The organism is Ottowia massiliensis, from assembly GCF_900240305.1.
Taxonomy (GTDB): Bacteria; Pseudomonadota; Gammaproteobacteria; order Burkholderiales; family Burkholderiaceae_C; genus Ottowia; species Ottowia massiliensis.
This window is the reverse complement of sequence record NZ_LT964854.1, coordinates 819,506-845,744: the sequence shown is the minus strand read 5'-3', so window position 1 is coordinate 845,744 and position 26,239 is coordinate 819,506. Positions and strand designations below refer to the sequence as shown.

At 66.7% G+C, this 26,239-nt stretch carries 21 protein-coding genes and 1 tRNA gene; 10 read left to right on the top strand and 12 right to left on the bottom strand.

Annotation, left to right across the window (positions count from 1 at the left end):
• Window positions 1-2: 2 nt before the first annotated feature.
• On the bottom strand, window positions 3-2,630 hold the full coding sequence (locus C1720_RS03825; RefSeq protein ID WP_102283293.1) for a PD-(D/E)XK nuclease family protein: 2,628 nt from the start codon (window positions 2,628-2,630) through the stop codon (window positions 3-5).
• A gap of 89 nt (window positions 2,631-2,719) precedes the next feature.
• Between C1720_RS03825 and trxA the strand changes: the two genes are divergently transcribed.
• The 3 genes from trxA (at window position 2,720) to C1720_RS03810 (ending at window position 5,087) form a co-directional block, all read left to right on the top strand.
• Window positions 2,720-3,049: a thioredoxin TrxA gene (gene trxA, locus C1720_RS03820; RefSeq protein WP_102283292.1), complete on the top strand. Its 330-nt coding sequence runs from the start codon at window positions 2,720-2,722 to the stop codon at window positions 3,047-3,049.
• A gap of 309 nt (window positions 3,050-3,358) precedes the next feature.
• Window positions 3,359-4,624, top strand: a complete 1,266-nt coding sequence (gene rho, locus C1720_RS03815; protein WP_102283291.1) for a transcription termination factor Rho — start codon at window positions 3,359-3,361, stop codon at window positions 4,622-4,624.
• A gap of 208 nt (window positions 4,625-4,832) precedes the next feature.
• Window positions 4,833-5,087 (top strand): type B 50S ribosomal protein L31, encoded by a 255-nt coding sequence (locus tag C1720_RS03810; RefSeq protein ID WP_050716503.1) that lies wholly within the window; start codon window positions 4,833-4,835, stop codon window positions 5,085-5,087.
• A gap of 104 nt (window positions 5,088-5,191) precedes the next feature.
• On the opposite strand, the gene C1720_RS03805 is transcribed toward C1720_RS03810, so the two are convergent.
• The gene (locus C1720_RS03805) at window positions 5,192-6,496 is read right to left on the bottom strand and encodes a solute carrier family 23 protein (protein ID WP_050715514.1); all 1,305 of its coding nucleotides are present in this window, start codon (window positions 6,494-6,496) and stop codon (window positions 5,192-5,194) included.
• A 177-nt stretch (window positions 6,497-6,673) separates the two neighbouring features.
• Here C1720_RS03805 and C1720_RS03800 point away from each other — a divergent pair, with 177 nt between their 5' ends.
• Window positions 6,674-7,801 carry an acyl-CoA dehydrogenase family protein gene (locus tag C1720_RS03800; RefSeq protein WP_050715515.1) on the top strand — a complete coding sequence of 376 codons (1,128 nt, stop codon included), beginning with the start codon at window positions 6,674-6,676 and terminating at the stop codon, window positions 7,799-7,801.
• A gap of 289 nt (window positions 7,802-8,090) precedes the next feature.
• Here C1720_RS03800 and lysA read toward each other — a convergent pair whose 3' ends face one another.
• Window positions 8,091-9,371, bottom strand: a complete 1,281-nt coding sequence (gene lysA, locus C1720_RS03795; RefSeq protein WP_102283290.1) for a diaminopimelate decarboxylase — start codon at window positions 9,369-9,371, stop codon at window positions 8,091-8,093.
• Entirely contained in the window at window positions 9,368-9,652 is a 285-nt protein-coding gene (gene lptM, locus C1720_RS03790; RefSeq protein WP_102283289.1) for an LPS translocon maturation chaperone LptM, read from the bottom strand. The genes lysA and lptM overlap by 4 nt, the downstream gene beginning before the upstream one ends.
• Window positions 9,653-9,666: 14 nt before the next feature.
• Here lptM and cyaY point away from each other — a divergent pair, with 14 nt between their 5' ends.
• Together cyaY and C1720_RS03780 are read left to right on the top strand one after the other, a co-directional pair.
• The gene (gene cyaY, locus C1720_RS03785; RefSeq protein ID WP_050715517.1) at window positions 9,667-9,996 is read left to right on the top strand and encodes an iron donor protein CyaY; all 330 of its coding nucleotides are present in this window, start codon (window positions 9,667-9,669) and stop codon (window positions 9,994-9,996) included.
• A gap of 145 nt (window positions 9,997-10,141) precedes the next feature.
• Complete coding sequence (locus C1720_RS03780) at window positions 10,142-11,314, top strand: hypothetical protein (RefSeq protein ID WP_102283288.1); 1,173 nt, start codon at window positions 10,142-10,144, stop codon at window positions 11,312-11,314.
• Window positions 11,315-11,365: 51 nt separating this feature from the next.
• On the opposite strand, the gene C1720_RS03775 is transcribed toward C1720_RS03780, so the two are convergent.
• The 8 genes from C1720_RS03775 to C1720_RS03740 all read right to left on the bottom strand — a co-directional run bounded on the left by C1720_RS03775 (window position 11,366) and on the right by C1720_RS03740 (window position 24,300).
• Window positions 11,366-12,496, bottom strand: coding sequence for an ABC transporter permease (locus C1720_RS03775; RefSeq protein ID WP_102283287.1), 1,131 nt, complete (start codon window positions 12,494-12,496; stop codon window positions 11,366-11,368).
• 5 nt (window positions 12,497-12,501) lie between these two features.
• On the bottom strand, window positions 12,502-13,659 hold the full coding sequence (locus C1720_RS03770) for an ABC transporter permease (RefSeq protein ID WP_102283286.1): 1,158 nt from the start codon (window positions 13,657-13,659) through the stop codon (window positions 12,502-12,504).
• A gap of 103 nt (window positions 13,660-13,762) precedes the next feature.
• Window positions 13,763-15,619: an ATP-binding cassette domain-containing protein gene (locus tag C1720_RS03765; RefSeq protein ID WP_102283285.1), complete on the bottom strand. Its 1,857-nt coding sequence runs from the start codon at window positions 15,617-15,619 to the stop codon at window positions 13,763-13,765.
• 259 nt (window positions 15,620-15,878) lie between these two features.
• A complete protein-coding gene (locus tag C1720_RS03760) occupies window positions 15,879-17,027 on the bottom strand; it encodes an HlyD family secretion protein (protein WP_102284485.1) in 1,149 nt (382 codons plus the stop codon).
• A 637-nt stretch (window positions 17,028-17,664) separates the two neighbouring features.
• Window positions 17,665-18,195, bottom strand: coding sequence for a cytochrome c5 family protein (locus C1720_RS03755; RefSeq protein WP_102283284.1), 531 nt, complete (start codon window positions 18,193-18,195; stop codon window positions 17,665-17,667).
• 116 nt (window positions 18,196-18,311) lie between these two features.
• The gene (locus C1720_RS03750; RefSeq protein WP_304528912.1) at window positions 18,312-19,796 is read right to left on the bottom strand and encodes an efflux transporter outer membrane subunit; all 1,485 of its coding nucleotides are present in this window, start codon (window positions 19,794-19,796) and stop codon (window positions 18,312-18,314) included.
• Window positions 19,797-19,821: 25 nt separating this feature from the next.
• Window positions 19,822-23,004, bottom strand: a complete 3,183-nt coding sequence (locus tag C1720_RS03745) for an efflux RND transporter permease subunit (RefSeq protein ID WP_102283282.1) — start codon at window positions 23,002-23,004, stop codon at window positions 19,822-19,824.
• A 27-nt stretch (window positions 23,005-23,031) separates the two neighbouring features.
• Window positions 23,032-24,300: an efflux RND transporter periplasmic adaptor subunit gene (locus C1720_RS03740; protein ID WP_102284484.1), complete on the bottom strand. Its 1,269-nt coding sequence runs from the start codon at window positions 24,298-24,300 to the stop codon at window positions 23,032-23,034.
• Between the two features lie 212 nt (window positions 24,301-24,512).
• On the opposite strand from C1720_RS03740, the gene mtrR reads away from it, so the two are divergent.
• The 4 genes from mtrR to C1720_RS12790 all read left to right on the top strand — a co-directional run bounded on the left by mtrR (window position 24,513) and on the right by C1720_RS12790 (window position 26,074).
• Window positions 24,513-25,223, top strand: coding sequence for a multidrug efflux system transcriptional repressor MtrR (mtrR, locus tag C1720_RS03735; RefSeq protein WP_102283281.1), 711 nt, complete (start codon window positions 24,513-24,515; stop codon window positions 25,221-25,223).
• Window positions 25,162-25,746, top strand: a complete 585-nt coding sequence (locus C1720_RS03730; protein WP_158241620.1) for an acyloxyacyl hydrolase — start codon at window positions 25,162-25,164, stop codon at window positions 25,744-25,746. The genes mtrR and C1720_RS03730 overlap by 62 nt, the downstream gene beginning before the upstream one ends.
• Window positions 25,747-25,768: 22 nt before the next feature.
• Window positions 25,769-25,844, top strand: a tRNA-Arg gene (locus tag C1720_RS03725).
• Window positions 25,817-26,074 (top strand): hypothetical protein, encoded by a 258-nt coding sequence (locus C1720_RS12790; protein ID WP_146006852.1) that lies wholly within the window; start codon window positions 25,817-25,819, stop codon window positions 26,072-26,074. Before C1720_RS03725 ends, C1720_RS12790 begins: the two co-directional genes overlap by 28 nt.
• The last annotated feature ends 165 nt before the right edge of the window (window positions 26,075-26,239 follow it).

Sequence of the window (26,239 nt, the reverse complement as noted above, 5' to 3'; positions counted from 1 at the left end):
GGCTATGGCCGGGGCGGGGCGGGCGCTTCGCTCCAGAAATCGCGGCGGCACAGGCCGCGCGCGGCGCACCAGGTGCAGGCGCTGCCTTCGCCAAGCGCCGGCAAGGGCGCGCCAGCGGCGATGGCGCGCATGTCGTGCGAAACGCCTTCCACAAGGGCGTCCCGCAAGGCGGTGAGGCTGGGCTGATCGACGGTCTGGACAGGCGCGCGTTCGCTGACGCTGAGGTAGGCGGCCTGCACTTCGTCATCGGGCAGCAAGGCGGCGTAAAAGGGCAGCTGGATGTCTTCGGCGTCTTTCACGCGGCTCTTGGTGCGGTCCAGGCTTTCGGTTTTGTAGTCCAGCAGCAGGCGCCGGGGGGGCTGGCCGGGGGCGCTGTCGATGCGGTCGATACGGTCGATACGGTCAATTCGGCCTTGCAGGGTGACGGGGCCGAGGGCGGCGGCGGCATCTTCTTCGCCGCGCTCGTAGTGATGGCCTTGCTTTTCATGCTCCGTCAGCCAGTCCAGATAGCTCTCGCGCAAGGCGGGCCACTGGGCGGAGAAAGGCAAAAAGTCGCTTTCTGACAGGGCTTTTTCTTGCGTGACGGCCTGGGCGGCTTCATCCAGCCAGGCGGCGCGGGCGGGGCGATCCGCTTTCGGGTTGGCTTTCAGGCGCTCATGAAAGTGGTGGAGCGTGGCGTGCAGCCAGTTGCCGAAGTCGCGTTTGTCAGGCCCGGCATCGAGTTCGGGCGCTTCCTTCAGATTGAGCTGGCGCAGGGCGAAAAAGCGGTAGGGGCAGGCGCGCAAGTCGCCATAGGCGCTGGCCGAGAGCGTGGCAACCGGCAGGGCGCTGCCTTGCGGCGCGGGGCGCGGCGTGGGCGCGGGGTCAATGGCGCGGGTGGAGCAGGGATCGTCTGCCGTTTCATTCAGCCCCAGTTGCAGCGCGAGATGGCGCACCAGCGGGCTGGCAAGCAGGGGCTGGCCGCGCTCGTCGCCTTGCCGCCAGAGCAGGTCCACACAAGGCACGGCCAGGGCGTGCTGCCAGGCGGTTTGCTGGGCGGCCTGCTGCGCAGCTTGCGTGGGCAGGCGCAAGTGGGCGCGCTGCGGCGGCGTCCACAAGCCGGGCGGCTCGGGGGCCAGGGGCAGGTGGTTTTCATCGCAGCCGGGCAGCACCAGCGCGGCAAGCGGCCGGCCCATGACTTGCGCCAGCGGCAGCAAGATGAGATCGGGCTGGGGCGCGGCAGGCGGAATGAAGCTGGCGGCTTCCAGCGCGTCAGCCGCCCAGGCGGTGAAGGCGGGCAGGCTCAGGCGCTGGCGGGCGGCGGGCAGCTCGTGCAGGGCGTCGGCATCTGTCAGCAAAAGCGTCTCCAGCACGCGCGCGCCAGCGGCGTCTTGCGCCAGCGGCTCCCACTGGCCAGCGGCTTGCAGCAGATCGCGCAGGGCCGTCAGCCAAGCGGACAGGGCGCGCGGGGTCTGGCAGGCGGCGCGCGCGGCATGGATGGCTTGCAGGGCCTGCTCCAGATGGGGCGGCGCGTCTTCCGGCAGGCTCTGGGGCCACTGGCTCACGGCATGGCGGCGCAGATAGACTTCCAGCTCGGGCACGGCGCGCGCGGGCCAGGCGCTGGCGGCGGGGGCGAGCTTGAGCCAGGCCAGCACGTCGTCGCTGCTGGCCTGGCGGGCGCAGGCATGCAGGGCGGCCATGAGGATGGCGGCGGACTGGGTGGTGGAGAGCTTCCAGCCCGTTTCGTCGCGCACGTTCAGGCGGTCGCCCAGCAAGGCGCGCACGCGGCGCATGAGAGCGCGGTCGCTGCTGGCCAGGGCCACGGGGGCGCGCCCGGCGGCCAGGTGCGCCAGCACGCAAGCGGCGGCGCGCCGGGCTTCGCTTTCTGCATCCGGCACGGAGTGCAGGCGAATGCGCTCTGCGGCGGATGAAGCCTCTGGCGCGGGCGGCGCGGGCAGCGGCAGGGAAATGGCTTTTTCAGGGGTGAAAAAGTCAATGAGCGAGCCGGTCAGCTCGTCGGCCTGCGCGCCATGAAAGGCAATGAGCGCATCCGTTTGCTCCAGCGTGCGCGCAGCAAAAAGCACGTCGGTGGCGTAGTCGCTGGCGGCGGCCCATTGCAGGGCCAGGCGCATCAGGGCGTTTTCGTGCGCCAGCCAGCCATCAGACGGCGCGGGCACGGCCTCGGCGGCCCAGCGGCCCCAGTCCGCCCGCTGGCGCGAAGGCACGGCGGCGGCCAGCGGAGCCGCTTGCAGGGCTGCCTGCACCAGCAAGGGCGTGAAGGCGTCGCGGGCAGCATCACGCGGCAGCGCCATGCGCGCGCTTTCCAGCAGGTCGCGGGCAGTGAGCGCGTCGCGCGCGGCGCTGAAACTGATGTCATACGGGCCGGGCGTGAAGCAGGCCAGGCGCTGCGCCCAGGTGTGCGTGGTTTCGAAGTGCGGCGCAAAACCATCGGGATACAGCGCGGCCCACTGGCTTTGCGCCACCGGCAGCAGCTGCGCGAAGGGCAGCAGCACCACGCTGCGGGCCGGATGCGCCTTGCATACGTCCAGGTGCTCTCGCACACGCGCCAGCGCCTCGCGCCAGAGGGCCAGGGCGGGCAGACCGGGGGGGGCGCCGAGGGAAGAATCAGGAGGAAAAGCAATGCCGTTCATGGCAAGGAGCTGTGCAAGAGGCCGCAGACGGGCCGTGAAAGTTTCTGCAAAAATAGAATGACTTTATCGTTACACAGGAGCCTTTTCTCATGGCAAGCGCACTCATCAAGCACACCAGCGACGCCTCGTTTGAAGCCGACGTTCTCCAGTCCGACAAGCCCGTGCTGCTGGACTTCTGGGCTGAATGGTGCGGCCCGTGCCGGTCCATCGCCCCCGCGCTGGACGAACTGGCCGCCGCCTACGAAGGCAAGTTGCAGATCGTGAAGATGAACATCGACGAAAACACCGCCACGCCCGCGCGTTTTGGCATTCGCGGCATTCCCACACTCATGGTCTTCAAAAACGGCCAGCTGGCCGCCACCAAAGTCGGCGCCATGACCAAGGCGCAGATGACGGCGCTGGTGGATCAGCACGTCTGACTCTTGGCGCTTTTGCGCCACCTCCAGAAGGCATGCGGCCCGTTGCGGCGCATGCCTTTTTCTTTTGGGTTTTCCTGCAATAATCCGCCCCTTGCCAGCCAGGCGCCTGGCTGGCGCGCCGCGCGCTTCTTGCGCGCCGCAAGCGGCAAAAGCAGGCCAGCAACGCCTGCCGCCACTGGAGCCAGGGCCGCAACCGGTTCAGGTTTGCGCAGCCCTTTCCCCGCGCCATTGCGCCGCGCCCTTTCCCTTTCTTCTTTTGCAACCCACGCAGCCTGCCTTGCGGGCTGAAATCACTGCCAGACTGGTTCCATGCACCTGAACGAACTCAAGGCCCTGCACGTCTCCGAAGTGCTCAAGCAGGCCGAGGCACTGGAAATCGAAAACACCGGCCGCATGCGCAAGCAGGAGCTGATGTTCGCCATCATCAAAAAGCGCGCCCGCGCCGGCGAGCAGGTTTTTGCCGACGGCGTGCTGGAAATCCTGCCCGACGGCTTCGGCTTTCTGCGCAGCCCCGACACCAGCTACACCGCCAGCACGGACGACATCTACATCAGCCCCAGCCAGGTGCGCCGCTTCAACCTGCACACGGGCGACATGATCGAAGGCGAGGTGCGCATCCCCAAGGACGGCGAACGCTATTTCGCGCTGACCAAGCTCGACAAGGTCAATGGCCTGCCGCCCGAGCAGAACAAGCACAAGATCATGTTCGAGAACCTCACGCCGCTCTTTCCGAAGGAGCTGATGCGGCTGGAGCGCGACAACTTCAAGGGCGAGGAAAACATCACGGGCCGCATCATCGACGTGATCGCCCCCATCGGCAAAGGCCAGCGCGCCCTCATCGTGGCTCCGCCCAAGAGCGGCAAAACGGTGATGATGCAAACCATCGCCCACGCCATCAGCACCAACTACCCCGACAGCCACATGATGGTGCTGCTGGTGGACGAGCGCCCCGAAGAAGTCACGGACATGCAGCGCTCCGTCAAGGCCGAAGTCATCGCCTCCACGTTTGACGAACCGGCCTCGCGCCACGTGCACGTGGCCGAAATGGTGATCGAGCGCGCCAAACGCCTGGTCGAGCTGAAAAAAGACGTGGTCATCCTGCTGGACTCCATCACCCGCCTGGCCCGCGCCTACAACAACGTGGTGCCCTCCAGCGGCAAAGTGCTCACCGGCGGCGTGGACGCCAACGCGCTGCACCGCCCCAAGCGCTTTCTGGGCGCGGCGCGCAACGTGGAAGAAGGCGGCTCGCTCACCATCATCGCCACCGCGCTGATCGACACCGGCAGCCGCATGGACGAAGTCATTTTTGAAGAGTTCAAGGGCACCGGCAACAGTGAAATCCATCTGGACCGGCGCCTCTATGAAAAGCGCGTGTTCCCCAGCATCCAGCTCAACCGCAGCGGCACCCGCCGCGAAGAGCTGCTGCTGTCGCCTGACGTGCTGCAAAAAACCCGCATCCTGCGCCAGTTCATGTACAACATGGACGAAATCGAGGCTATGGAGATGATCATCAAGAGCATGAAGGCCACCAAAACCAATGTCGAGTTCTTCGACATGATGCGCCGGGGCGGCTAACGCCCCGCCCGGTCAGATTAGCTCCTTGATTCATAGCAAAACGTCCCCGTATTCATTGCGGGAAAGCGCATTCAGGCGGCCCTGAATTTGCTTCTTTTTCAGAAGCGGCTTGCCAGACAGCCCCAAAACCCTAGAATCCCCCGTTTTTTCGCGGCAAGTGCGCTGGATGGGCCAGCGTGGCTGCCGCATCAGCCCAAAGGAAACATCCATGCGCGAAGGCATCCACCCCGAATACCGCGAAGTCTGCTTCGTGGACCTGTCCAACGGCTTCAAATTCGTCACCCGCTCCTGCGTGAACACCAAGGAAACCGTGAAGATGGACGATGGCCGCGAACTGCCCCTGTTCAAGCTCGACACTTCCAGCGAATCGCATCCCTTCTACACCGGCACGCAAAAGTCGGTGGACAACATGGGCGGGCGCGTCGAGAAATTCCGCAACCGCTACGGCAAGGTGGCCCGCTGAAAAGCGGACGCGCTCTTTCCGCGAATCTCCGCAAAAAAGGCAGCCTCGCGCTGCCTTTTTTGTTGCTCGCGCGCGGACGGCGGTTTGCCGCCGCACACGCCCTCTTACCTGGCCGTCAGGCCGCGCCGCCCCCGGCGCAGCAGCGCGTGCAGCAAGATCGCGCCGAAAGTGGCCGTGCCAATGCCGCCCAGCTCGAAGCGGCCAAAACCCAGCGTGAAATCGCCCGTGCCCAGCACCAGCGTGATGGCCGCCGTCAGCAAATTGGCGCTGTCGGCGAAATTCACCTTGTTTTCCACCCAGATGCGCGCCCCGGCCACCGTGATGAGGCCAAACACCACGATGGAAACGCCGCCCATCACCGCAGGCGGAATGGCCTGAATGAGCGCGCCGAACTTGGGCGAAAACCCCAGCAGCAGCGCCATGCATGCGGCCACGACGAACACGGCGGTGGAATAGATGCGCGTGGCGGCCATCACGCCAATGTTTTCGGCATACGTGGTCACGCCCGTGCCGCCTGACGCGGCGCTGAGGATGGTGGCCAGCCCGTCGCCCATGAAGGCGCGGCCCATGTGGGCGTCCATGCTGCGGCCCGTCATGGCCGCCACGGCCTTGAGGTGGCCCAGGTTTTCCACCACCAGAATGAGCGCCACCGGCGCGATGAGGGCGATGGCGTTGGGGTCAAACGCTGGCGCTGCCAGCCGGGGCAGCCCCAGCCAGGGCGCGGCGGCGATGCCCGATGTGTCTATGGGCGCGCCCAGCCCCAGCCCGTTGGTCAGCACGGCATACAGCGCCGTGGCCGCCAGCAGCCCGGCCAGGATGAGCAGGCGCTGGAGCATGCCGCGCGCAAACACCGCAATGAGCGCCACGCACAGGAAAGTGGCCGCCTGCATCCAGGCGTCAAACGGCGTGGGCGCCATGTTCTTGATGGGCACGCGCGCCAGGTTCAGGCCGATCACGGCCACCACCGAGCCGGTGACCACCGGCGGCATCAGCCGCTCGATCCAGCCTGCGCCCACGGCCTGCACCAGCGCGCCCAGCAGCATGTAAATGACGCCGCAGGCCATGATGCCGCCCAGCGCCACGGCCATCTGCGCATTCGGCCCCTGCCCGCCGTAGCCCGTGGCCGCAATCACCACGCCGATGAAGGCAAATGACGAACCCAGATAGCTCGGCACCCGCCCGCCCGTGACCAGGTAGAACAGCAGCGTGCCCATGCCGCTCATGAGAATGGCGACGTTCGGGTCAAAACCCATGAGGATGGGCGCCAGCACCGTTGCGCCGAACATGGCGATTACGTGCTGCACCCCCATTGCCGCCGTCTGCGGCCAGGGCAGGCGCTCATCGGGCGCAATCACGCCGCCGCCTTGCAGCGCTTGCATGGGGCGCGGCTGCCATTGAAACAAGCTCATTTTCCGGACTCTCCTCAAGTTCTCGAATGCGCGGACACGCAAGCGCTGCGCGATCACTGCGCAAGCGTGCGGCATGCGGCCCTGATGGTAGGCGCGAAGGCAGGGTTTGCAGGCATTGCCAGGCGCGCGCGCCGCCCATAAAAAACGCCTTCCCCCAACCAACCCAGGAGACCAGCCATGCTGCTGACGCAAGACCAGAAAATGATCCGCGACGCCGTGCGCGCCTTCGCGCAGGAAGAACTCTGGCCCCATGCCGCCCAGTGGGACCGCGATCACACCTTTCCCCGGCAGGCCCACAAGGGCCTGGCCGCGCTGGGCTGCTACGGCATCTGCGTGCCCGAAGAGTACGGCGGCGCGGGGCTGGACTACCTGACGCTCTCGCTCGTGCTCGAAGAAATCGCCGCAGGCGACGGCGGCACCAGCACCGCCATCAGCGTGACCAACTGCCCCTACAACGCCATCCTCATGAAATACGGCACACAGGCGCAAAAACAGCAATGGCTGGTTCCCGCCGCGCGCGGCGACATCCTGGGCGCTTTCTGCCTGACCGAGCCGCACGCGGGCAGCGACGCATCGGCCGTGCGCACCACCGCCACGCGCGAAGGCGGCGAATACGCGCTCAACGGCGTCAAGCAATTCATCACCAGCGGCCAGAACGGCCAGGCCGCCATCGTCATCGCCGTCACCGACAAAAACGCAGGCAAAAAGGGCCTGAGCGCCTTCATCGTGCCCACCAGCAACCCGGGCTGGAAAGTGGCTGGCCTGGAGCGCAAGCTGGGCCAGCACAGCAGCGACACCGCGCAAATCCTGCTGCAAGACTGCCGCATTCCCGGCCAGAACCGCATTGGCGAAGAAGGCGAGGGCTACAAGATCGCCCTGTCCGCCCTTGAAGGCGGGCGCATCGGCATCGCCTCGCAAAGCGTGGGCATGGCGCGCAGCGCGCTGGAGTTCGCCATCCGCTACGCCAAGGAGCGCGAAGCCTTCGGCGTGCCCATCTTCGAGCACCAGGCCGTGGCCTTCCGCCTGGCTGACTGCGCCACGCGCCTGGAAGCGGCCCGCCAGCTCATCTGGCACGCCGCCGCCCTGCGCGACGCAGGCCAGCCCTGCCTGAAAGAAGCTGCCATGGCCAAGCTCTTTGCCAGCGAAGCGGCAGAACACGTGTGCTCCACCGCCATCCAGACCCTGGGCGGCTACGGCGTGACGGCAGACTTTCCCGTCGAGCGCATCTACCGCGACGTGCGCGTGTGCCAAATCTACGAAGGCACCAGCGACGTGCAAAAAATCATCATCAGCCGCGCGCTGTAGAAAGCGGCTTGCGGCCCGCCCGCAAGCGCCAGGCGCTGGCAGCGGGAGCAGCGCCTGCCGGATTGCATCAGAAACAGGAGCAAATTCAAGAGGCCGAAATACCGTTTTGCGCTCGTTCCACTAGGACCCATTGCTACGGATAAAGGAGCGAAAACGCCTTGCTTCAGCCCTTCGCGCCTGCCGCCTGCGCCTGGCCTGTTTCCGGCGCGCTCCCTGTCTCGCTCCCTGTCCCGCCTCCGGCCCTGGCGGCGGGCGCGCCTTTTCCGGAGCCTGTTTTCCGATCAGGCTTTCAGGGCAGCTCGCCGCGCAGCAAGTCTTCGATGGTTTCACGCTGGCGGATGACGCGGGCCATGTCACCGCTGACCAGCACTTCGGCCGCGCGCGGGCGGCTGTTGTAGTTGCTGGCCATGCTCATGCAGTAAGCGCCGGCGGAAAACACGGCGAGCCTGTCGCCGGGCTGCACGGCCAGCAGGCGGCGGCGGCCCAGCCAGTCGCCGCTTTCGCACACGGGGCCGACCACGTCATACACGCGCCCGGGCGCGCCTTCGGCTGCGGCCTGCAAGGGTTCGATGCGGTGAAAAGCCTCATACAGCGCGGGGCGCGGCACGTCGTTCATGGCGGCATCCACGATGCAAAAGCTCTTGTCCTCGCCCGGCTTCAGGTACAGCACCTCGGTCAGGCACACGCCCGCGTTGCCCACCAGCGCGCGCCCCGGCTCCACGATGAGGCGGCGCTGGCCGTGGCCGCGCGCATCCAGCCGCGCCAGCAGCAGCTGGCACAGCGCGTCGGCGGCGGGGGGCGTTTCATCGGCGTAGGCAATGCCCAGGCCGCCGCCCAGGTCAATCTGGCCCAGCGGCACGCCGGCGGCCTCGATGGCTTCGAGCAAATCGAGCACGCGCTCCAGCGCGTCCAGATACGGCGCGGCCTCGGTGATTTGCGAGCCGATGTGGCAGCCGATGCCTGCCACGCGCAGCCCCGGCAGCGAAGCGGCCAGCTGGCAGGCGGCCAGGGCGTGATCGTGGGCGATGCCGAACTTGTTGTCACGCAGGCCGGTGGAGATGTAGGGGTGCGTGCGCGCGTCCACGTCAGGATTGACGCGGATGCTCACGGGCGCCGTCAGGCCGCAGGCGGCGGCCACGTCGTTGAGGGCCAGCAGCTCGGCTTCGCTTTCCACGTTGAAGCAGCCAATGCCCGCCTCCAGCGCGGCCTGCATCTCGCGGCGGGTCTTGCCCACGCCGGAAAAGACGATTTTTTCCGGCTCCGCGCCAGCGGCCAGCGCGCGCGCCAGCTCGCCACCCGAAACGATGTCAAACCCGCAGCCGGCCTGCGCCAGCAAGCTGAGAATGGCCTGCGAGGAATTGGCCTTGACGGCGTAGCACACCAGCGCGTCACGCCCGGCCAGCCCGCGCTGCCAGGCCGACAGCGCGCTTTCAATGGCCGCCTGCGAGTAAACGAAAAGCGGCGTGCCGTGCTCCTGGGCCAGCTCATCCAGGCCAAGGTCTTCAATCATCAACGCGCCGTTTTCACTGCGGTGAAAAACCGGCGCGCCGGGCAAGGGAAATGAATTCATGGGGCAGAAAAATCAGGTTGCGGCAGGGCCGGGCGTGCAGATTCAGCGGCAGGTTCAGCGGCAGGTTCGGCAGCGGGTTCCGCCGCTTCATGGCCCGCAGGCCAGAGCGTCTCGGGCAGCGTGGCCCGCTGGCGGGCAGCCGGCGTGTCGGGCAAATACAGCGGCCCGCGCTGGCCGCAGCCCGCCAAAGCGCCGGCCAGCCCAACCGCCGCGCAAGCCGCAAATATGCGATTAATCGGGCGGATTAACGGGATTAATAAAATATTCGCGTGCTGCTTCATGAAAAATGATTGTAATGACCGACATTGAATACCTTGATTTGGCAGAAGCCCTTTTGCGCCGTGTTGAGGAGCAGTGCGACGCCCTCAACGAAGACACCGACGCCGACATCGACAACCAGCGCGCGGGCGGCCTGATGACGCTCACCTTCGCCAACGGCAGCCAGCTCGTCATCAACCTGCAACGCCCCTTGCACGAAATCTGGATGGCCGCGCGCGCTGGCGGCTTCCACTACCGCTGGGCAGACGGCATCTGGCACGACACCAAAACCGGCAACGACTTCTTTGCCGATCTCTCCACCCTTGCCAGCGACTGCGCGGGCCGCCCGCTGGCGTTCACGGCCTGAATCCGCTGCCTGAAACCGGCTGCCGCGCGGCATTCAAAAACAGGAGCGAATTCAAGGGGTCTGAAAAGCCTGTTTTCGCAATGTCCACCAGGACTGCATGCCATGAACCGAATAGCAAGAATCTGACGCTTTGCCCTCTTGCGCCATGCTCCGCCTTCTTGCCGTCCTGATCAGCCTGGCCCTGCTGGGCGCGCCCCTGTGGCTCACGCAAGGGCCGGTGCATGAACAGCTTGCCGTGCTGGCCCTCACCCGCACCGACCCGCTGCCGCGCACGCGCGAGCTGGTGGCGCAAGAGCGCTACGCCGAGGCCGCGCAGTATCTCGACTACTTCATGGCCTACGGCTACGTGCGCGGCGATCCGGCGGCGCAGCATCTGGCGCGGGAAATCGCCGCCCGGCGCGAAAGCCTCGCCTACCAGGCCGGCAAAGCCGCCGAAGGCGTGTGGAGCGGCCAAAGCGATGAAGCCGTGGGCCAGGCCGCTGGCGTCATCAGCGACTTTCTGGTGATTGGCGACCTGCGCGACCTCGCCCGGCAGGGCTGGCTCTACGCGCAAGGCGAAGAAACCGACCCCGTGCTCATCGCCCTGGCCAGCCTGGGCGTGGCCGCCACGGCGGTGCAGGCGGGCGGAGCCGCCGCTGCCGCGCCCTCCGGCGGCGCCACCGCGCCCGCCGTCGCGGCCGCCGCCACGGCCAAAAGCGGCCTGTCGGCCCTCAAATGGCTGCGCCGCGCGAACGCGCTGCCCGGCTGGCTGGGTGAGATGCTCATGCGCGCCGCCGCGCGCCTGCGCCAGCAGCGCCGCCTGAGCGAAATGGCGCACGAGCTGGCCGGTTTGAAGGGCACCCTGGCCGACGTTAGCGCGCTGGCCGCCACGCCCGGCGGCGCGCGCCTGCTGGCCGCCACCACCGACGCCGCCTCGCTCTCGCGCGCCGCGCGCCTGGCCCGCGCCCACGGCGCGCGCGCTGCCGTGCTGCAAGACATCACCGGCGCGCCGCTTGCCGAAAGCCTGGCGCTGACCGAGCGCATGGGGCCGGCTGCCGTGCAAAGGGCCGCCACCTATGGCCGCCAGGGCCTGCGCGCGCTGAACGAAATGGGCGCCGCGCGCTTTGCCAAATACAGCGCCCGCGCCGCCAAGGTGGCCTACAAGGGCCAGGCCCTGCGCCTGGCCGCCCGCTGGCTGGCCACGCTGCCGGCCTGGCTGCCCAGCCTGGCCGGAGCGGCCGCCTTGCTGCTGTGCTGGCTCACGCGCCCGCCCCGCAGGGCATCAAAAACAGAAGCAAATCTGGCGGGTGAAAAAGCCGTTTTGCGCACATTCCCCTAGGACATCATGCTATGAATACGGTAGCGAAAAACAGGCTGGCTGCACGCGCCTTCACCCCAGCCGGTTTCTGAACAGCCAGGCGGCCAGGGGCAGGGAAAGGGCGGTCATGGCGAGCAGGGGCAGGAAATCGGGGGCCACGTCGGCCAGCGTGGCGCCTTCCAGATAGACGCGGCGCACGATGCTGACGCCAAAGCGCAGCGGGTTCGCATGCGTGGCCGCTTGCAGCGCCTGCGGCATGTTGCGCACGGGGGTCATCAGGCCCGACAGCAAGGTCATGGGCAAGACGAGCATGAAGTTGTAGAGCATGGCCTGCTGCATGGTCAGCGACAGCGCCGAAACCGACAGCCCCACGCCCACGGTGGCCGCGTTGAAGGCCAGCAGGCCCAGGTAGAGCAGCCAGAGGGAGCCGGCCATCGGCACCTGGAACCAGAAGCGGATGATGAGCAGCACGAGGCTCGATTGCAGCAGCCCCACCAGCATGGACGGCAGCGCCTTGCCGATGAGAATTTGCAGCGGCGTCAGCGGCGTGACGAGCAGCTGGTCAAACGTGCCCTGCTCGCGCTCGCGCGCCACGCCAAGGGCGGCCAGCAGCATGGTCTGGATCATGCTGAGCGAGGCGATCAGCCCCGGCAGCAGATGCCAGCTGGAGTCCAGGTTGGGGTTGAACCACGCCCGCCGCTGCACGCGGATGCCGGGCGCAAGGCCCAGCTCCTGCTCGTTGTAGCGCGCGGCGATGGCGGCGATCTGGCTGCCCGCCGCTGCGGCGGTGGAGGAGTTGCGCGCGTCCAGCACCACCTGCACGGGCGCGGCCTGCCCTTGCGCCAGGCGCTGCGCGAAATCGGGCGGGAAGGTGATGACGGCCAGCGCCCGCCCGCTGTCTATGGCCGGGGCGATCTGGCTGGCCGAAGAAAGCGTGGCCACGCGCTTGAAAACGCCCGTGCTGTCCAGCCGCGCCAGCAAGGCGGCGGAGGCGGCGCTGCGGCTTGGCTCCAGCACGGCGTAGGGCGCGTGCTTCAGCTCAAAGCTCAGCGCGTAGCCGAACAGCAGCGCCTGAAGCAGCGCGGGCACGAGCAAGATGATGCGGTTGGCCGGGTCTTTCAGCAGCGTCAGCAGCTCCTTGCGCATCAGCGCGGCAGTGCGCCAGCAGGCATCGGCCAAGGCGGAAATGAAGGTGCGGAACATGGGCTTCAGTCCAGTGTTTTGCGCAGCGTGCGCTGCGTGGCCCAGGCCAGCGCCAGCGCGTAGGCCGCGAGCGTGGCCATGCCGCGCGCGATGGCCGCCTGCGTGGCCGCGCTGTCCGCGCCCGCCAGAAACAGCGTTTTCATCACGCCCATGAAGTGCGTGGCGGGCATCAGCTGCCCGATGAACTGCACGGCGGCAGGCATGTTGCGCAGGTCAAACATGAAACCCGAGAGCACCGTGGCGGGCAGAAAGCTCGCCAGCAGCGCCACCTGGCTGGCCTGGAACTGGTTGCGCGTGACGCCCGAGATGAACAGCCCCAGCAGCAGCGACACGGTCAGATAGAGAAGCGCCGCCGCCAAAACCAGCGCCAGCGGCCCGCGCATGGGCACGTGAAAGGTCAGGCGCGCCGCCAGCAGGCACATGACCACATCCGCCAGCCCCACCAGCAGCCAGGGCGCAAGCTTGGACAGCACGATTTCCAGCGGCCGCGCGGGCGTGACGAACAGCGCCTCCAGCGTGCCGCGCTCCCATTCGCGCGCGATCAGCAGCGAAGTCAGAAACGCCCCGATCAGCGTGAGGATGAGCACCACCAGCCCCGGCACCAGATACCAGACGCTGATGCCCGCTTCGTTGAACCACAGGCGCTGCACCACTTCCACCCGCGCGGCCTGCGCGCCCGTGCGGGCGGCGGCGCGGCCGGCTTCTTTCGCGGCGGGCAGCGCCAGCGCCGCCTCCACGTAGCCTTCCACCGCGCTGGCCGTGGTGGCGTCCAGGCCGTTCAGAATGAGCTGCACCGCCGCGCCGCCCGCCGCCAGCCGCGCCGCGAAGTCGCCCGGCGCCTGCACGATGGCGTCCACCTCGCCCTGGCGCATGGCTTGCCGGGCGGCGTGCATGTCCGTCATCCAGCGCGCGTCAAAGTAGCGCGAGCCTTGCAGCCCGGCCAGCGCCTGCCGCGCCGCCGGGGCCGGGTCTTGCAGCACCACGGCCACCGACACGCGGTTCACGTCAAACGACAGGCCGTAGCCAAACAGCCATATCAGCGCCAGCGGCAGCAGCAGGCCCATGAGCAGATTGCTCTTGTCGCGCAGCATCTGCCGCGTCTCCTTGCGCGTGAGCGCGGCCAGGCGGCGCAAAAAGCCGCCCGCAGGCAGCGGGGCGCTCATTGCAGCGGCCCGCCTGCCGCCCGCGCGGCGCGAATGCAGCAAGCAGGCGATGCGGTCATGAGGCCCGCTTTCAGGATTGAGTCTGGGGAAGGCATTTTTCTCGCTACTTTCTTGATAGCAATGTGTCCTGGTGGAATAAGCGCCAGCGGATTTTTTCCTTGCCTGAATTTGCTTCTGTTTCTGATGCGCTGGCGCGCGCCTGCTCGACGATGGCGATGAAGGCGCTGTCCATATCGGGCGCGCCGCCGGCCAGCTGGCGCACCTGCTGCGGCGTGCCCAGCGCGAGCAGGCGGCCCGCGTCCTGGATGGCGATGCGGTCGCAGTACTCGGCCTCTTCCATGAAATGGGTGGTGACGATGACGGTCACCCCGCCTTGCGCCAGCGCGGTGATGGCGCGCCAGAAAGCGCGGCGCGCCAGCGGGTCGATGCCGCTGGTCGGCTCATCCAGAAACAGAATTTGCGGGCGGTGGATGAGGGCGGCGGCCATCGCCAGGCGCTGCTTGTAGCCGCCGGGCAGCAGGCCGCTGGGGGCGCTGCCGTCCAGGCCGAATTCGGCCAGGCTCTCGCTCACGCGGCGGCTCAGCTCGCGCCCGCGCAGGCCATAGGCGCCGCCGAAAAATGCCAGGTTCTCGCGCGCGCTCAGGTTGCCGTAGAGGGCGAATTTCTGCGAGACGTAGCCGATGCGCCCCCGCGCCTGGGCGCGGGCCGTGCGCAGGTTCAGCCCCGCCACCTCAAGCTGGCCGCTGGTGGCCGGCAGCAGGCCGCAGAGCATGCGGAAAGTGGTGGTCTTGCCCGCGCCGTTGGGGCCGAGCAGGCCGAAGATTTCGCCGCGCGCCACCTCAAACGAAGTGCTGGCCACCGCCGTGAAGCCGCCAAAGCGGCGCACCAGATCGCGCACGGCGATGGCGGGGCGCTCTTTGGCGGCTACGTTTGCGGCAACTTCTGCGGCGACTTGCGCCACTTCCGGCTTCGCCGCCGCTTCCGCTGCCGCGCCCTCGCCAGCCTGCGCGCCGTCTTCATGCTGGCGCAGAAGGAGCATGAAGGCGTCTTCCAGCCCGGCCGGGCGCGGCTGCGTGGCCGCGCCTTGCAGCAGCGCAGCCACATCGGCGGCGCTGGCATGGGGCTGGCGGATGTAGCGCACCGCGCCGCCAGCGGGCACGGCGTCGGCGATCAGGCGGCGCGCGTCAATCAGGCGCGCCTGCAACTGGCGCGGGGGCTGTCCGGCGGGCGGCCAGGCCGTGCAGGTCAGCCCCGCCGCCTTTTCCCGCAGGCTTTGCGGCGCGCCCTGCGCAAGCACGCGGCCCTGGTGCAGCACGAACACCTGGGCGCAGCGCGCGGCTTCGTCCATGTAGGCGGTGCTGACGATGACGCTCAGGCCCTCGGCCTCCACCAGCTGCTGCACGATGGCCCAGAGGTCGCGCCGCGAGAGAGGATCGACGCCCACGCTGGGTTCGTCCAACAGCAGCAAATCGGGCGAGCGCACCAGCGTGCAGGCCAGGCCCAGCTTTTGCTTCATGCCGCCGGAGAGCTTGCCCGCCGGACGCCCGGTAAAGCGCGCCAGGCCGGTCATCTCCAGCAGCCGGGCGTAGCGCGCGCCGCGCACGGCGGGCGGCACGCCGTGCAGATCGGCATACAAGTCAAGGTTTTCCTGCACGCTCAAGTCTTCATACAGGCCAAAGCGCTGCGGCATGTAGCTGATGCGGCTTTGCACGGCCTGCGGCTGGCGCGCGCCGCCCTGGCCCAGCTCATGGCCCAGCACGGCAAGGCGCCCCGCGTCAGGCGCCAGCAGGGCGGCCAGCAGGCGCATGAGGGTGGTTTTGCCCGCGCCATCCGGCCCGACCAGCGCCGTGAGCTGCCCCGCGCGCGCTTGCAGCGACACCTCGCGCAGCGCGTGCAGCCGCCCGCCTGCGGGCGCGGCGAAGGTCTTGCTGATGCCTTGGGCCTGGACGATGAAGCTCATGGCGTTACAGCCCGGGCACGGCCCGCCCGCCGCGAAACGGGCGGATTGGGGTGCGCGCAGCGCAGGCGGCAGATGGGCCAGGCGACATCATTTCGCTCCTGTATCAATAGCATGATGTCCTAGTGGAAACTGCGCAAGAAGGCATTTCAACCCCATTGAATTTGCTCCTGTTTCTGATGCCATCTGGCGGCGCGCCCCCGGCCTTCAGCCGGACGGGCTGGCCAGCGGAGGGCATGGAGGCGGGCGAAGATGAATCCGCTCACGGCTGCCCGCCAGCGGGCGCACGGGCAGGCTGGCCGGCGGCAGGCGCGCCTTGCAGCCGCACGGTGGCGGGCTGGCCCAGCCGCAAGGCGTCGGCCGGGTCATCCACCTGCACGCGCACTTCATAGACGAGGCTGGTGCGCAGCTCGGCCGTTTGCACCTGCCGGGGCGTGAATTCGGCCACGGAGGCGATGTAGCCCACCGTGCCGCGCAGGGGCTGATCCGGCTGGCTGTCGGTCGTGACGGCGGCGGGCATGCCAGGGGCCACGCGGCCCAGATCCGGCTCGGCCACATACACGCGCACCCACTTGGGCTGGGTGAGCGCCAGCGTGTAGGCGGGCCGCTGGGGGCTGGCCATGTCGCCCGGCTCCAGCAGGCGCGCGCGCACCACGGCGCTGACGGGCGCGCGCAGTGCGCCCTGCTCAATCTGATGCTCCAGCAGGGCCAGCGCGGCCTCGGCGGCTTTCAGTTGCGCGCGGGCGGCGGCAATGTCTTCCTCGCGCGGGCCAATCTGCGCCAGCCGCAGCGCCTCTTGCGTCTCGCGGACTTTGGCCTCGGCCACCTGCGCGGCGGTCTGCGCGTGCTCCAGCGCCTGGCGGCTGGCCGCGCCGCCGCCAGCCAGCTGGCGCAGCCGGGCCAGGTCTTGCCGCGCCCTGGCGGCATCGGCGCGGGCGGCGGCCACGCGGCTTTGCGCCTGCGCCACCTCCTGCGGGCGCGTGCCGCTTTCCAGCTTGCGCAAGCTCTGGCGCTGCGCCTCGATTTGCGCGCGCGCCTGCGCGGCCTGCAAAGCCAGCGTCTGCGTGTCCAGCACGGCCAGCGTCTGCCCGGCCTGCACGCGCGCGCCTTCGTCCACGGCCATTTCCAGCACGCGGCCGGAGCCTTCAAACGCCAGCGCAATTTGCCGGATGTCCACATTGCCGTACAGCGTGAGCGTGCCATCGCCCGCCCCGCTCTTCGAGCAGGCGGAAAGCGCCAGCGCCGCCCCGCAAACGGCCAGCCCCAAAGCGCAGCGCACGGCCCGGCACAGGCAGAAAACCCGAATGGCATGCGCCAGGCCGCGCGCAAGAAGCCGCCCGGAGCGCGAAGCGCGGCGCGGCAAGGCATGCGCCGTGCCGCCAGAAAGCAGGGAAAGGGTGGAGATCAGCATGGCGGGCATCATATTAAATTAAATTTAATTTTTAACCCGCACAGGCGCGCCTTGCTTGTCGAAAGGGGTTGCGCAGAAATGGCGCGAAGCCTTGCCCGCCGAAAGCGCCCGTGCCAACGCGCGGCCGGAAAACAGGCAGCGGGTTCTGGATCGCTCACGCCGCCCGGAGCGGAGCGTTGCGGCGGATGAATGAAGCGGCGCGGCCGGACCTGCTGCAAGCGGCACGGTCAGAAAGGCCGCTGGCTATGCCGTCTTCGCAGCGGCCTCTTGCACGTTCTTGCACGCGCCACGGGCATTGAAAAGCTGAAAAGCCAGCTTGCCGCTGTTCATCCTTGCAAGCGGCTTTGGCCGCCTGCAAGCGCCAGCCGAAGCAAGCAGGAAGAGGGCGCCCGAGGCCGCGCTTTTCGCATTGCGGGCGGACTTTGGGCCGGTTTTCAGTCAGGAACGCAGAGCCATTGCGGGCGGAAGGCGGATGGGCCGGTTTGAGGGCATGAGGCCATCCATTCCCGGCGATCCCAATATCGCCGTGCATTCAGGCCTGCTCCCAAGGCAGCCCATCCTGATTCATTGCTTTCGCCCTTTGCGGGAAGGCGCTGAACAGGGTTTTGGAAAGCAGCCGGGCGTTCGGGGGAGCGGATTATTGGGAATGCGCCACCATGTATTCGACGACGGCCTTGATTTCGTCGTCGCTGGCCTTGGTGCCGCCGCGCGCGGGCATGCCGCCCCGGCCGTTGATGGCCACTTTCATGAGTTCGTCCATGCCCGTAGCGATGCGCGGCGCCCAGGCGTCCTTGTCGCCCACCTTGGGCGCGCCGCCTGCGCCCGTGCCGTGACACATGGCGCAGCTTTTCTTGTACAGGGCAGGCACTTCGCCCGTGGCGGCTGCGGCGGGCGCGGGCGCCGCCGCTTCAGCGGGCGCGGCAGCGGCTTCGGCGGAGGCGGTTTGCGTGGCGGCCTGGCCTGCCAGGTTGAGCGCGCCGACTTTGGCGATGCGCGCATCGACGCTCCCGGCCCCTTCGCCGCTGCGCGTGAGACTGCCATAGCTGCCGGGAGCGGGCTGGGTCAGGCTAAAGAGCGTCAGCGCCACGACGGCGGCAATGACGGGCCATAGCAGCCATTTGAAAGATTCGGGCTGGTCGCTGGACGTGGGTTGCGTGTTTTCGCTCATGGCGGCCTCTTTTTTGGGCGGGGTCAGGATGGAAAACAGGGCCTGAAGCCGTGTTGGGCTTCAGGCCCTGCTGAAGGGCGCAAATTATAGGTTTCGGGTGAAAAAACCCCGTTTTCTCACTCTTTTGACGTTTCTTTTTCTTGTTTTTGGTCAGATTCAGGCTGCGTCTGGTTCCAGCCGCCGCCCAGGGCTTTGTAGAGCGTGATTTCGTTGGCGCGCTGCGCCAGCCGGGTTTGGGCCAGCGCTTGTTCGACGCCAAAAAGCGAGCGCTGGGCATCGAGCAGGTCCAGGCTGTTGGCCACGCCGTTGCGGTAGCTCAAATCGACGAGGCGGTAGCGTTCGCGCTCGGCGTCGGTCTGCTGCTGCTGGGCCTGAAGCTGCTCGGCCAGCGCCTGGCGGGCGGTGAGGGCATCGGCCACTTCCTTGAAGGCGGTCTGGATGGCTTTTTCGTACCGGGCCACGGCGATGTCGCGGGCGGCTTGCGCCGATTCCACGCCTGCGCGGTTGCGGCCCATGTCGAAGATGGGCAGGGAGATGGCGGGAGCAAAGTTCCACGCGCGCTGGCCGCCGCTGCCAAACAGGCCGTCCAGGTCGCTGCTGGCGCGCCCCAGTCCGGCCGTGAGGCTGATGGTGGGGAAGTAGGCCGCGCGGGCCGCGCCGATGTTGGCGTTGGCGGCGATGAGTTGCTGCTCGGCCTGGCGGATGTCGGGGCGGCGCAGCAGCACGTCGGAAGACAGGCCGGCGGGCACGTCGGCAAAGCCTGAGAGCTGCGTTTCATCGGCCTTGGGCAGCAGTTGCTCTGCGATGGGCTGGCCTGCCAGCAGGGCCAGGTTGCTCAGGTCTTCGGCGCGCAGGCGCTTTTGCTCGGCGCGGCTGGCGCGGGCGGCGGCGGCCTGCGATTCGGCCTGGCGCATGTCCAGCGCGGTGGCCACGCCGTTGTCAAGGCGCAGCCGGGTGAGCTTGAGCGACTCTTCGCGTGTGGCGAGCGTGCGTTCGGCCAGGGCCAGCAGTTCGGTGTGCGTTTGCAGCGACAGCCACGCGCTGCTGATGGCGGCGATGAGGCTGATTTGCGTGTTTTTCTGCGCTTCTTCGGTGGCCAGATACTGGGCCAGCGCGGCTTGCTTGAGGGCGGCGATGCGGCCGAAGAAGTCGATTTCCCACGCGGTGATGCCCACGCTCAGGCTGGCGTTGGAGTTGACGCTGGCGCCGCCCGGCACGGTGGCGGGCGCAGAGCGCGTGTAGCTGCCGCTGGCGCCCAGCGTGGGGAACTGGTTGGCGCGGGCGATTTGGTAGCTGGCGCGCATTTGCTCGACGCTGTGGCGGGCCACGCGCAGATCGCGGTTGTTTTGCAGCGCCTGGCGGATGATTTCGCGCAGGCGTTCGTCCTGCACGAACTGTTCCCAGGGCAGGTCGGGCGCGGCCAGGGTTTGGGCCTGGTCTTCGGCTGGGCCGCCTTCGGCGGGCTGCGCGCCGGGCCAGTGTGCGGGCACGGGCGCGGCGGGGCGCTCGTATCGGGGCGTGAGCGAGCAGCCCGCCAGCACGAGGGCGGCGGCCAGCGGCACGGCCAGGCGGCGCATGAAGGAAGTGGAGGTGTCGTTCATGTTGTTGGATCCTCTTGATGCGGGGTCATCCGTGTTGCGGCCCGGATTCTGCGGGCGCAGCCAGCGCGGCTTCAGGCGCGGCCGCCTTTTTGCCGCCCTTAAAGAATTTGCGCACCAGCACGTAGAACATGGGCACGAAGAACACCGACAGCAGCGTGCCAATCAGCATGCCCCACAGCACCGAGGTGCCGATGGCGCGCTGGCTGGCCGAGCTGGCGCCCGAGGCCAGATACAGCGGCACCACGCCCAGAATGAAGGCGAACGAGGTCATCAGAATGGGGCGGAAACGCAGGTGCGCGGCTTGCAGCGCGGCTTGCAGCGCGGTTTTGCCTTGCTCTTGCACGTCTTTGGCAAATTCGATGATCAGGATGGCGTTCTTCGCGGACAGGCCGATCACGGTGATCAGGCCGACCTGAAAGTAGATGTCATTGAGGTAAGTGGGCACGGCGTTGAACCAGTTGCGGCCCGTTGTGCCCAGAACCACGCCCAGAAAGCCCAGCGGCACCACCAGAATGACGGCCAGCGGAATCGACCAGCTTTCATACAGCGCCGCCAGCGCCAGAAACACGGCCAGGATGGCGAAGGCGTAGAGGATGACGGTTTGCGCGCTGCCCTTGACTTCTTCGCGCGACTGCTCCGCCCATTCCAGGCTGTAGCCGCCGCCCATTTCATCGACCATGCGCTGCGCTTCGGCCATGGCCTCGCCCGAGGAGTAGCCGCTGGCGGCCGCGCCTGCGATTTGCATGGCCGGGTAGCCGTTGAAGCGCTGGCTTTGCTGCATGCCTTCTTCCCATGAAACCGAGGCCACGGTAGACAGCGGCACGGCCTGGCCCGAGGAGTTGGGCACCGTCAGCGCCAGAACATCTTCGGGCTGCATGCGCGAAGAGGCATCGGCTTGCACGATCACGCGTTGCAGGCGGCCGTTGTTGGGAAAGTCATTGATGTAGGACGAGCCCAGCGCCATCGCCAGCACGGAGCGGATGCTGGAAAAGTCAATGCCTTGCGCAGCGGCAGCGGCGCGGTTGATGTCAATCTTGATCTGGGGCGCGTCTTCCAGGCCGCCAGTGCGGGTGTTTTGCGCGTTGAACATTTTGCTGGAGCGCATTTGGCCCAGCAGCTTGTTGCGCGCGGCCAGCAAGGCGGCATGGCCGTTGTTGTTGCGGTCTTGCAGGAAGAACGTGAAGCCCGAGCTGGTGCCCAGCTCCATGATGGCAGGCGGACTGACGGCAAAGGCAAAGCCGTCTTTCACCATGCCCATCATGGCGCCGGTGATCTTGCCGGCCACCGAGGCGGCGTCGCTGCCCGGCGCCTTGCGCTGGCTCCAGTCTTTGAGCATGACAAAGCCCATGGCCATGTTCTGGCCGGAGCCGGTGAAGCTGAAGCCGGAAACGCCAATCATGCTGTCCACTTCGGGCATGGACGTGGCAATCTGCGTGACCGTGGCCAGCGTGGCGTCGGTGCGGGCCTTGGTTGCGCCAGCGGGCAGCTGCATGCTCACCATCAGCGTGCCCTGGTCTTCATTGGGCAGAAAGGACGTGGGCAGGCGCATGTACACCCACACCGCGCCAGCGGCCAGCGCCAGATAAACCACCATCAGGCTCAAAGAGCGGCGCAGCAAGCGGGCCACGATGCCTTCATAGCCATGCGTGGTGGCGCTGAAGCCCCGGTTGAACCAGCCGAAAAAGCCGCTTTTTTCCATGTGATGGCCTTTGGGCACGGGCTTGAGCAGCGTGCCGCACAGCGCGGGCGTGAGCGACAAGGCCAAAAAGGCCGAGAAGGCGATGGCCAGCGCCATGGTCAGCGCGAACTGCCGGTAGATGTTGCCCGTGGCCCCGCTGAACATGGCCAGCGGCACGAACACGGAAATGAGCACCGCCGTGATGCCGACCACCGCGCCGGAAATCTGGCTCATGGCTTTCTTGGTGGCTTGCAGCGGCGGCAGGCCTTCTTCGCTCATGATGCGCTCGACGTTTTCCACCACCACGATGGCGTCGTCCACCACGATGCCGATGACCAGCACCATGGCGAACACGGTCAGCACATTGATGGACATGCCCAGATACCAGATGCCCGCAAATGCGCCCAGCAGCGAGATGGGCACCACGATGGTGGGAATGAGCGTGTAGCGGATGTTTTGCAAAAACAGAAACATCACCAGAAACACCAGCACAACGGCCTCAAGCAGCGTGTGCACCACCGCTTCAATGGACAGGCCGACGAATGTGGAGGTGTCGTAAGGCGCTGACCAGGACAGGTCTTGCGGGAAAAATTTCTGCAGCTGCTCCATCTTGGCTTTGACAGCCGTGGCCGTGGCGATGGCGTTGCCGCTGTTGGAGAGCATGACGGCCATGCCCACGGCCTGCTTGCCGTTCAGGCGCGTGGACCTGTCATAGCTTTGGCTGCCCAGCTCCACGCGGGCCACGTCTTTCAGATAGACATTGGCGCCGCCCGTGGTGGCGCGCAAGATGATGTTGCCGAACTCTTGCGGCGTGCTCAGCTGCCCTTGCGCCGTGACGGTGGCCGTGATGGTTTGCCCGGCCTCGGCAGGCAGGGAGCCGATGGAGCCGGCGGAAATCTGCGCGTTCTGCGCCGAAATGGCCGAAGACACGTCCAGGAAAGAGAGGTTGTAGTTCTTCAGCTTTTTCGGATCGACCCACACGCGCATGGCGCGCTGCGCGCCGAACAGCCGCGCCTCGCCCACGCCGCTCACGCGCTGGATTTCGGGGCGGACGTTGCGCTCCACGTAGTCGGCGATGTCCTCCGTTTCCATCACCTTGGAGTCGAACATGAGCACCATCAGGAAGTTGGAGCGCGATTTGGACACCGTGATGCCGTTTTGCTGCACCGTGGCAGGCAGCAGCGCCGTGACTTCCGAGAGCTTGTTCTGCACGTTCACCTGCGCCAGGTCTTCGTCGGTTTCGGGCGTGAAGGTCAGGCTGACTTCGCCCACGCCATTGGCCGAAGCGCTGGTGCTCATGTAGTCCAGCCCCTCGATGCCGTTCATGTTGCGCTCGATGACGGCCAGCACGCTGTCTTCCAGAACCTGCGCGGAAGCGCCCGGATAAGTGGCTGATAGCCGGATGGTGGGCGCGGCCACCGACGGGTATTGCGAAACCGGCAGATTGCGGATGCCGATGACGCCAGCGATGATGATGAAGATGGAGATCACCCACGCGAAGATGGGGCGATCAATGAAAAAACGGGCCATGAATGCTCCTTTGCCTGGCGCGCCGGCTTAGCGGCCCTGTTGTTGCGGTTGTTGTTGTTCTTGCTGCGCGGGCGCTGCGCCCGCTGCCGCGCCTGGCTGCGCCGCGCCGCCGCCAGGCGTCCACTCGCGCGTTTGCACTTTGGGCGAGCCGCTCATGCCCGCCAGCATGATGCCTTCCACGATGACTTTGTCGCCATCCTTGAGGCCGTCCGTCACGATCCAGTCGCCGCCTTGCTGGCCCGCGATGGTGACCACGCGCGGCTCCATGCCGCCTTCGGCATTGACGATCATCAGCGTGTCTTGCTTGCCGCGCGTGACGGCCTGCTGGGGCACGACAAAGGCATTGCCGATATCGCCCTGCGACAGCCCCACGCGCACGTAAAGGCCGGGCAGCAGCACGTTGTCGGGGTTGGGCACTTCGGCGCGCAAAGTCAGCTGGCCCGTAGCCTCGTCCACCGTCGGGTCGGCAAACAGCAGGCGGCCCTTGTGGGCGTATTCCTGACCGTTTTCAAATTTGATGCTCACCTCCACCGCACCATTGACCAGCTTGCGTTTGCCATCGGCAATTTCCTGCTTGAGCTTCATCACCTCGGCGGCCGATTGCGTGACGTTCACATACATGGGGTGCGTTTGCTGAATCGTTGCCAGCTTGTTGGCGTCTCCCGCCGTCACCAGCGCGCCCTCTGACACGTAAGACTGGCCGATATAGCCCGAAATGGGCGCCGTGATGCGCGAGTAATTCACATTGATTTGCGCCGAGCGGATGGCCGCATTGGCCGCCTTCACGCTGGCCTGCGCGGACTGCCTGGTGGCCACGGCCGCGTCGTATTCCTGCTGGCTGATCACGCTGGCGGCCACCAGCGGCTTGTAGCGCGTCAAATCCGCATCGGCCTTGGCCAGCGCGGCTTGCGCCGTGGCCAGCTGCGCGCGGGCGCTTTCCAGATTGGCCAGATACACCGCATCGTCAATCTGGTAAAGCGCCTGCCCGGCCTTGACCTGGCTGCCTTCTTCAAACAGACGTTTTTTGATGATGCCGCCCACTTGCGGACGCACATCGGCCACGCGCCGCGCGGCCAGGCGGCCCGGCAAATCCACCGCCGTGGCCACCTGCCGGGCGTGCACCGTCACCACGCCCACGACGGGGGCCGGACGCTCTTTCGGCTGACCACCAGCTTGTTTGTTTTTGGGTTGCCCGCCTTCTTCCGCAGCGATGCTCTCGCTGCACGCGGACAGCGTGAAGGCAGCGGCCACCGCCAGCGCGGCCAGCCCCAGTTGTTTTGAAAGACGGAGGCTCATCTGCTTGCCTGCTTTCTGCATGTCGTGAAAGAGAAAAAACGGGCCGCGCCATGCACATGACGCGGCCGGAAGAAAAATACTGAAGCCGCGCATCATACATACACGAATGAATGTTTGCGCCGCAATTCAAGGGAAAACCCTGCAATTTACGTTGAATACATACATCCATGAACGCATGTATAGAATCCCGCTGATTTGTATTGTAGTCAGCCATGCGTAGAACCAAAGCCCAGGCGCAAGAAACGCGCGAACGCCTCATGCAAGCCGCGCTGGACGTTTTCCACCAGCGCGGCGTCGCGCGCGCCTCGCTGCACGAAATCGCGCAAGCCGCCGGCGTCATGCGCGGCGCGCTCTACTGGCACTTCAAGAACAAGGAAGATTTGTTTGATGCGCTGTTCGCCCGCATCTTCGATGTGGTCAGCAACCAGCTGGAGGCCGACATCCGCAATGCCGCCGACATGCTGCAAAGTTTGCGGCAGGCGTTTCTCAACAGCTTCGAGCGCCTGGAGCGCGACGAGGCCTACCGCAAATTCAGCAGCGTGCTGCACCTCAAGTGCGAGCACACCGAAGAAAACGCCGCCATCGTCGCCGTGATGACCCGCTACTTCGACATGTGGCAGCAAAACATCCACACGGCGCTGCAAATGTGCGTGGCGCAAAAGCGCCTGCCTGCCGATCTGGACGTGGCGCTGGCCTCCATCCATCTCAAATCCACCCTGCTGGGCCTGACGCAGCTGTGGCTGTTTCGCCCCCATGCACTCCAACTCTCGCAAGTCGCGCCTGCTATGGTTGACGCAGCGCTGGGCGGCTTGCAAAACTGCCCTGCCTTACGCCTTTCCCATGCGCAAAACCCGCAAGCTCATGAAACGCCAAATCACGCTCACCATTTGCAGCCTGCTGGCCTCCTGGTCCGCCACGGCTGAACCTGTGCAGCCGTCCCAAACTGACGCGCTCCCGGCCAGCCAGCCCTATGCCGTTTACGCGCAGCTTGGCGCTTCGCCGCACGCCGCGCACAGCCAGACCATCGGCGTGCTGCTGCCCTGGCAGGGCTTTCAGCGCCAATGGGGCGGCTGGCACTGGCAGGGCTACTGGGACGCCTGGCTGGCCCACTGGGCTGCGCGCCGCCAAGACGGCGGCCCCGCAGGCTACGCCCATGCCACCACCCTTGGCATCACGCCCACTTTGCGCACCAGCCCAACGGCCGCCTCGCGCTGGTTTTTTGATCTGGGCATCGGCTTTTCGCTCACCGACCGGCACTACTCCAACCGCCGCCGCGAAATGAGCACCCGCTACAACTTCGCCTCGCACGCGGGCGCGGGCCTGTGGCTGGACGCAGAGCGCCGCCACGCATTCGTGCTGCGCATCCAGCACGTCTCCAACGCTGGCATCAAACGCCCCAATCCAGGCGAAAACTTCCTGCAACTGCGCTACCAGGCCAGCTTCTGAATCGGGGATAATCCGCCCCCTTGCGGCTGTAGCTCAGTGGATAGAGTATCGGCCTCCGAAGCCGAGGGTCGTGGGTTCGATCCCCGCCAGCCGCGCCAAGCAGTTTCCGTTTTCGCATCTCTTTATTCAAAAAGCCGGCGCAGCTTCCGAAAGCTGCGCCGGCTTTTTATGCGCTTGCCGCAGGAGCTTTGCAAGCTCCTTTAATGTCGAAAAAAGGAGCGAATACAGGCCCTTTAAATTGGCGCTTGCGCTGTATCTCCTAGGACGTATCGCTATCAATCAAGGAGCGAAAAGATGCCTTTCGGGAGACTCTCATTCCCTGCGCTGACGGCTGGCCGCCAAGCCGCCCAAGCCCAAAAGCACCCGCTCATCCAGCGCGGGCACGCTGAGCGCTGAAGCTGCCATCAGCATTCATCGCCACGGCGCTTTGCATTGGCGCTGGCAGTTCATTCATCTCGCGTTTCTGGCCCTGCCGTGCAGGAGATTGCAAAAG

Bases quoted from the DNA above. Each gene is read 5' to 3' on its own strand.
- C1720_RS03765 (WP_102283285.1), bottom strand. From the start codon at position 15,619: ATGAGCTTCATCGTCCAGGCCCAAGGCATCAGCAAGACCTTCGCCGCG.
- C1720_RS03800 (WP_050715515.1), top strand. From the start codon at position 6,674: ATGCTGCTGACGCAAGACCAGAAAATGATCCGCGACGCCGTGCGCGCC.
- C1720_RS03730 (WP_158241620.1), top strand. From the start codon at position 25,162: ATGAAACGCCAAATCACGCTCACCATTTGCAGCCTGCTGGCCTCCTGG.
- rho (WP_102283291.1), top strand. From the start codon at position 3,359: ATGCACCTGAACGAACTCAAGGCCCTGCACGTCTCCGAAGTGCTCAAG.
- C1720_RS03775 (WP_102283287.1), bottom strand. From the start codon at position 12,496: ATGTTCCGCACCTTCATTTCCGCCTTGGCCGATGCCTGCTGGCGCACT.
- C1720_RS03760 (WP_102284485.1), bottom strand. From the start codon at position 17,027: ATGCTGATCTCCACCCTTTCCCTGCTTTCTGGCGGCACGGCGCATGCC.
- C1720_RS03810 (WP_050716503.1), top strand. From the start codon at position 4,833: ATGCGCGAAGGCATCCACCCCGAATACCGCGAAGTCTGCTTCGTGGAC.
- lptM (WP_102283289.1), bottom strand. From the start codon at position 9,652: ATGAAGCAGCACGCGAATATTTTATTAATCCCGTTAATCCGCCCGATT.
- cyaY (WP_050715517.1), top strand. From the start codon at position 9,667: ATGACCGACATTGAATACCTTGATTTGGCAGAAGCCCTTTTGCGCCGT.
- lysA (WP_102283290.1), bottom strand. From the start codon at position 9,371: ATGAATTCATTTCCCTTGCCCGGCGCGCCGGTTTTTCACCGCAGTGAA.
- C1720_RS03755 (WP_102283284.1), bottom strand. From the start codon at position 18,195: ATGAGCGAAAACACGCAACCCACGTCCAGCGACCAGCCCGAATCTTTC.
- C1720_RS03825 (WP_102283293.1), bottom strand. From the start codon at position 2,630: ATGAACGGCATTGCTTTTCCTCCTGATTCTTCCCTCGGCGCCCCCCCC.
- C1720_RS03745 (WP_102283282.1), bottom strand. From the start codon at position 23,004: ATGGCCCGTTTTTTCATTGATCGCCCCATCTTCGCGTGGGTGATCTCC.
- trxA (WP_102283292.1), top strand. From the start codon at position 2,720: ATGGCAAGCGCACTCATCAAGCACACCAGCGACGCCTCGTTTGAAGCC.
- C1720_RS03770 (WP_102283286.1), bottom strand. From the start codon at position 13,659: ATGAGCGCCCCGCTGCCTGCGGGCGGCTTTTTGCGCCGCCTGGCCGCG.
- C1720_RS03805 (WP_050715514.1), bottom strand. From the start codon at position 6,496: ATGAGCTTGTTTCAATGGCAGCCGCGCCCCATGCAAGCGCTGCAAGGC.
- C1720_RS03740 (WP_102284484.1), bottom strand. From the start codon at position 24,300: ATGAGCCTCCGTCTTTCAAAACAACTGGGGCTGGCCGCGCTGGCGGTG.
- mtrR (WP_102283281.1), top strand. From the start codon at position 24,513: ATGCGTAGAACCAAAGCCCAGGCGCAAGAAACGCGCGAACGCCTCATG.
- C1720_RS03780 (WP_102283288.1), top strand. From the start codon at position 10,142: ATGCTCCGCCTTCTTGCCGTCCTGATCAGCCTGGCCCTGCTGGGCGCG.
- C1720_RS03750 (WP_304528912.1), bottom strand. From the start codon at position 19,796: ATGAACGACACCTCCACTTCCTTCATGCGCCGCCTGGCCGTGCCGCTG.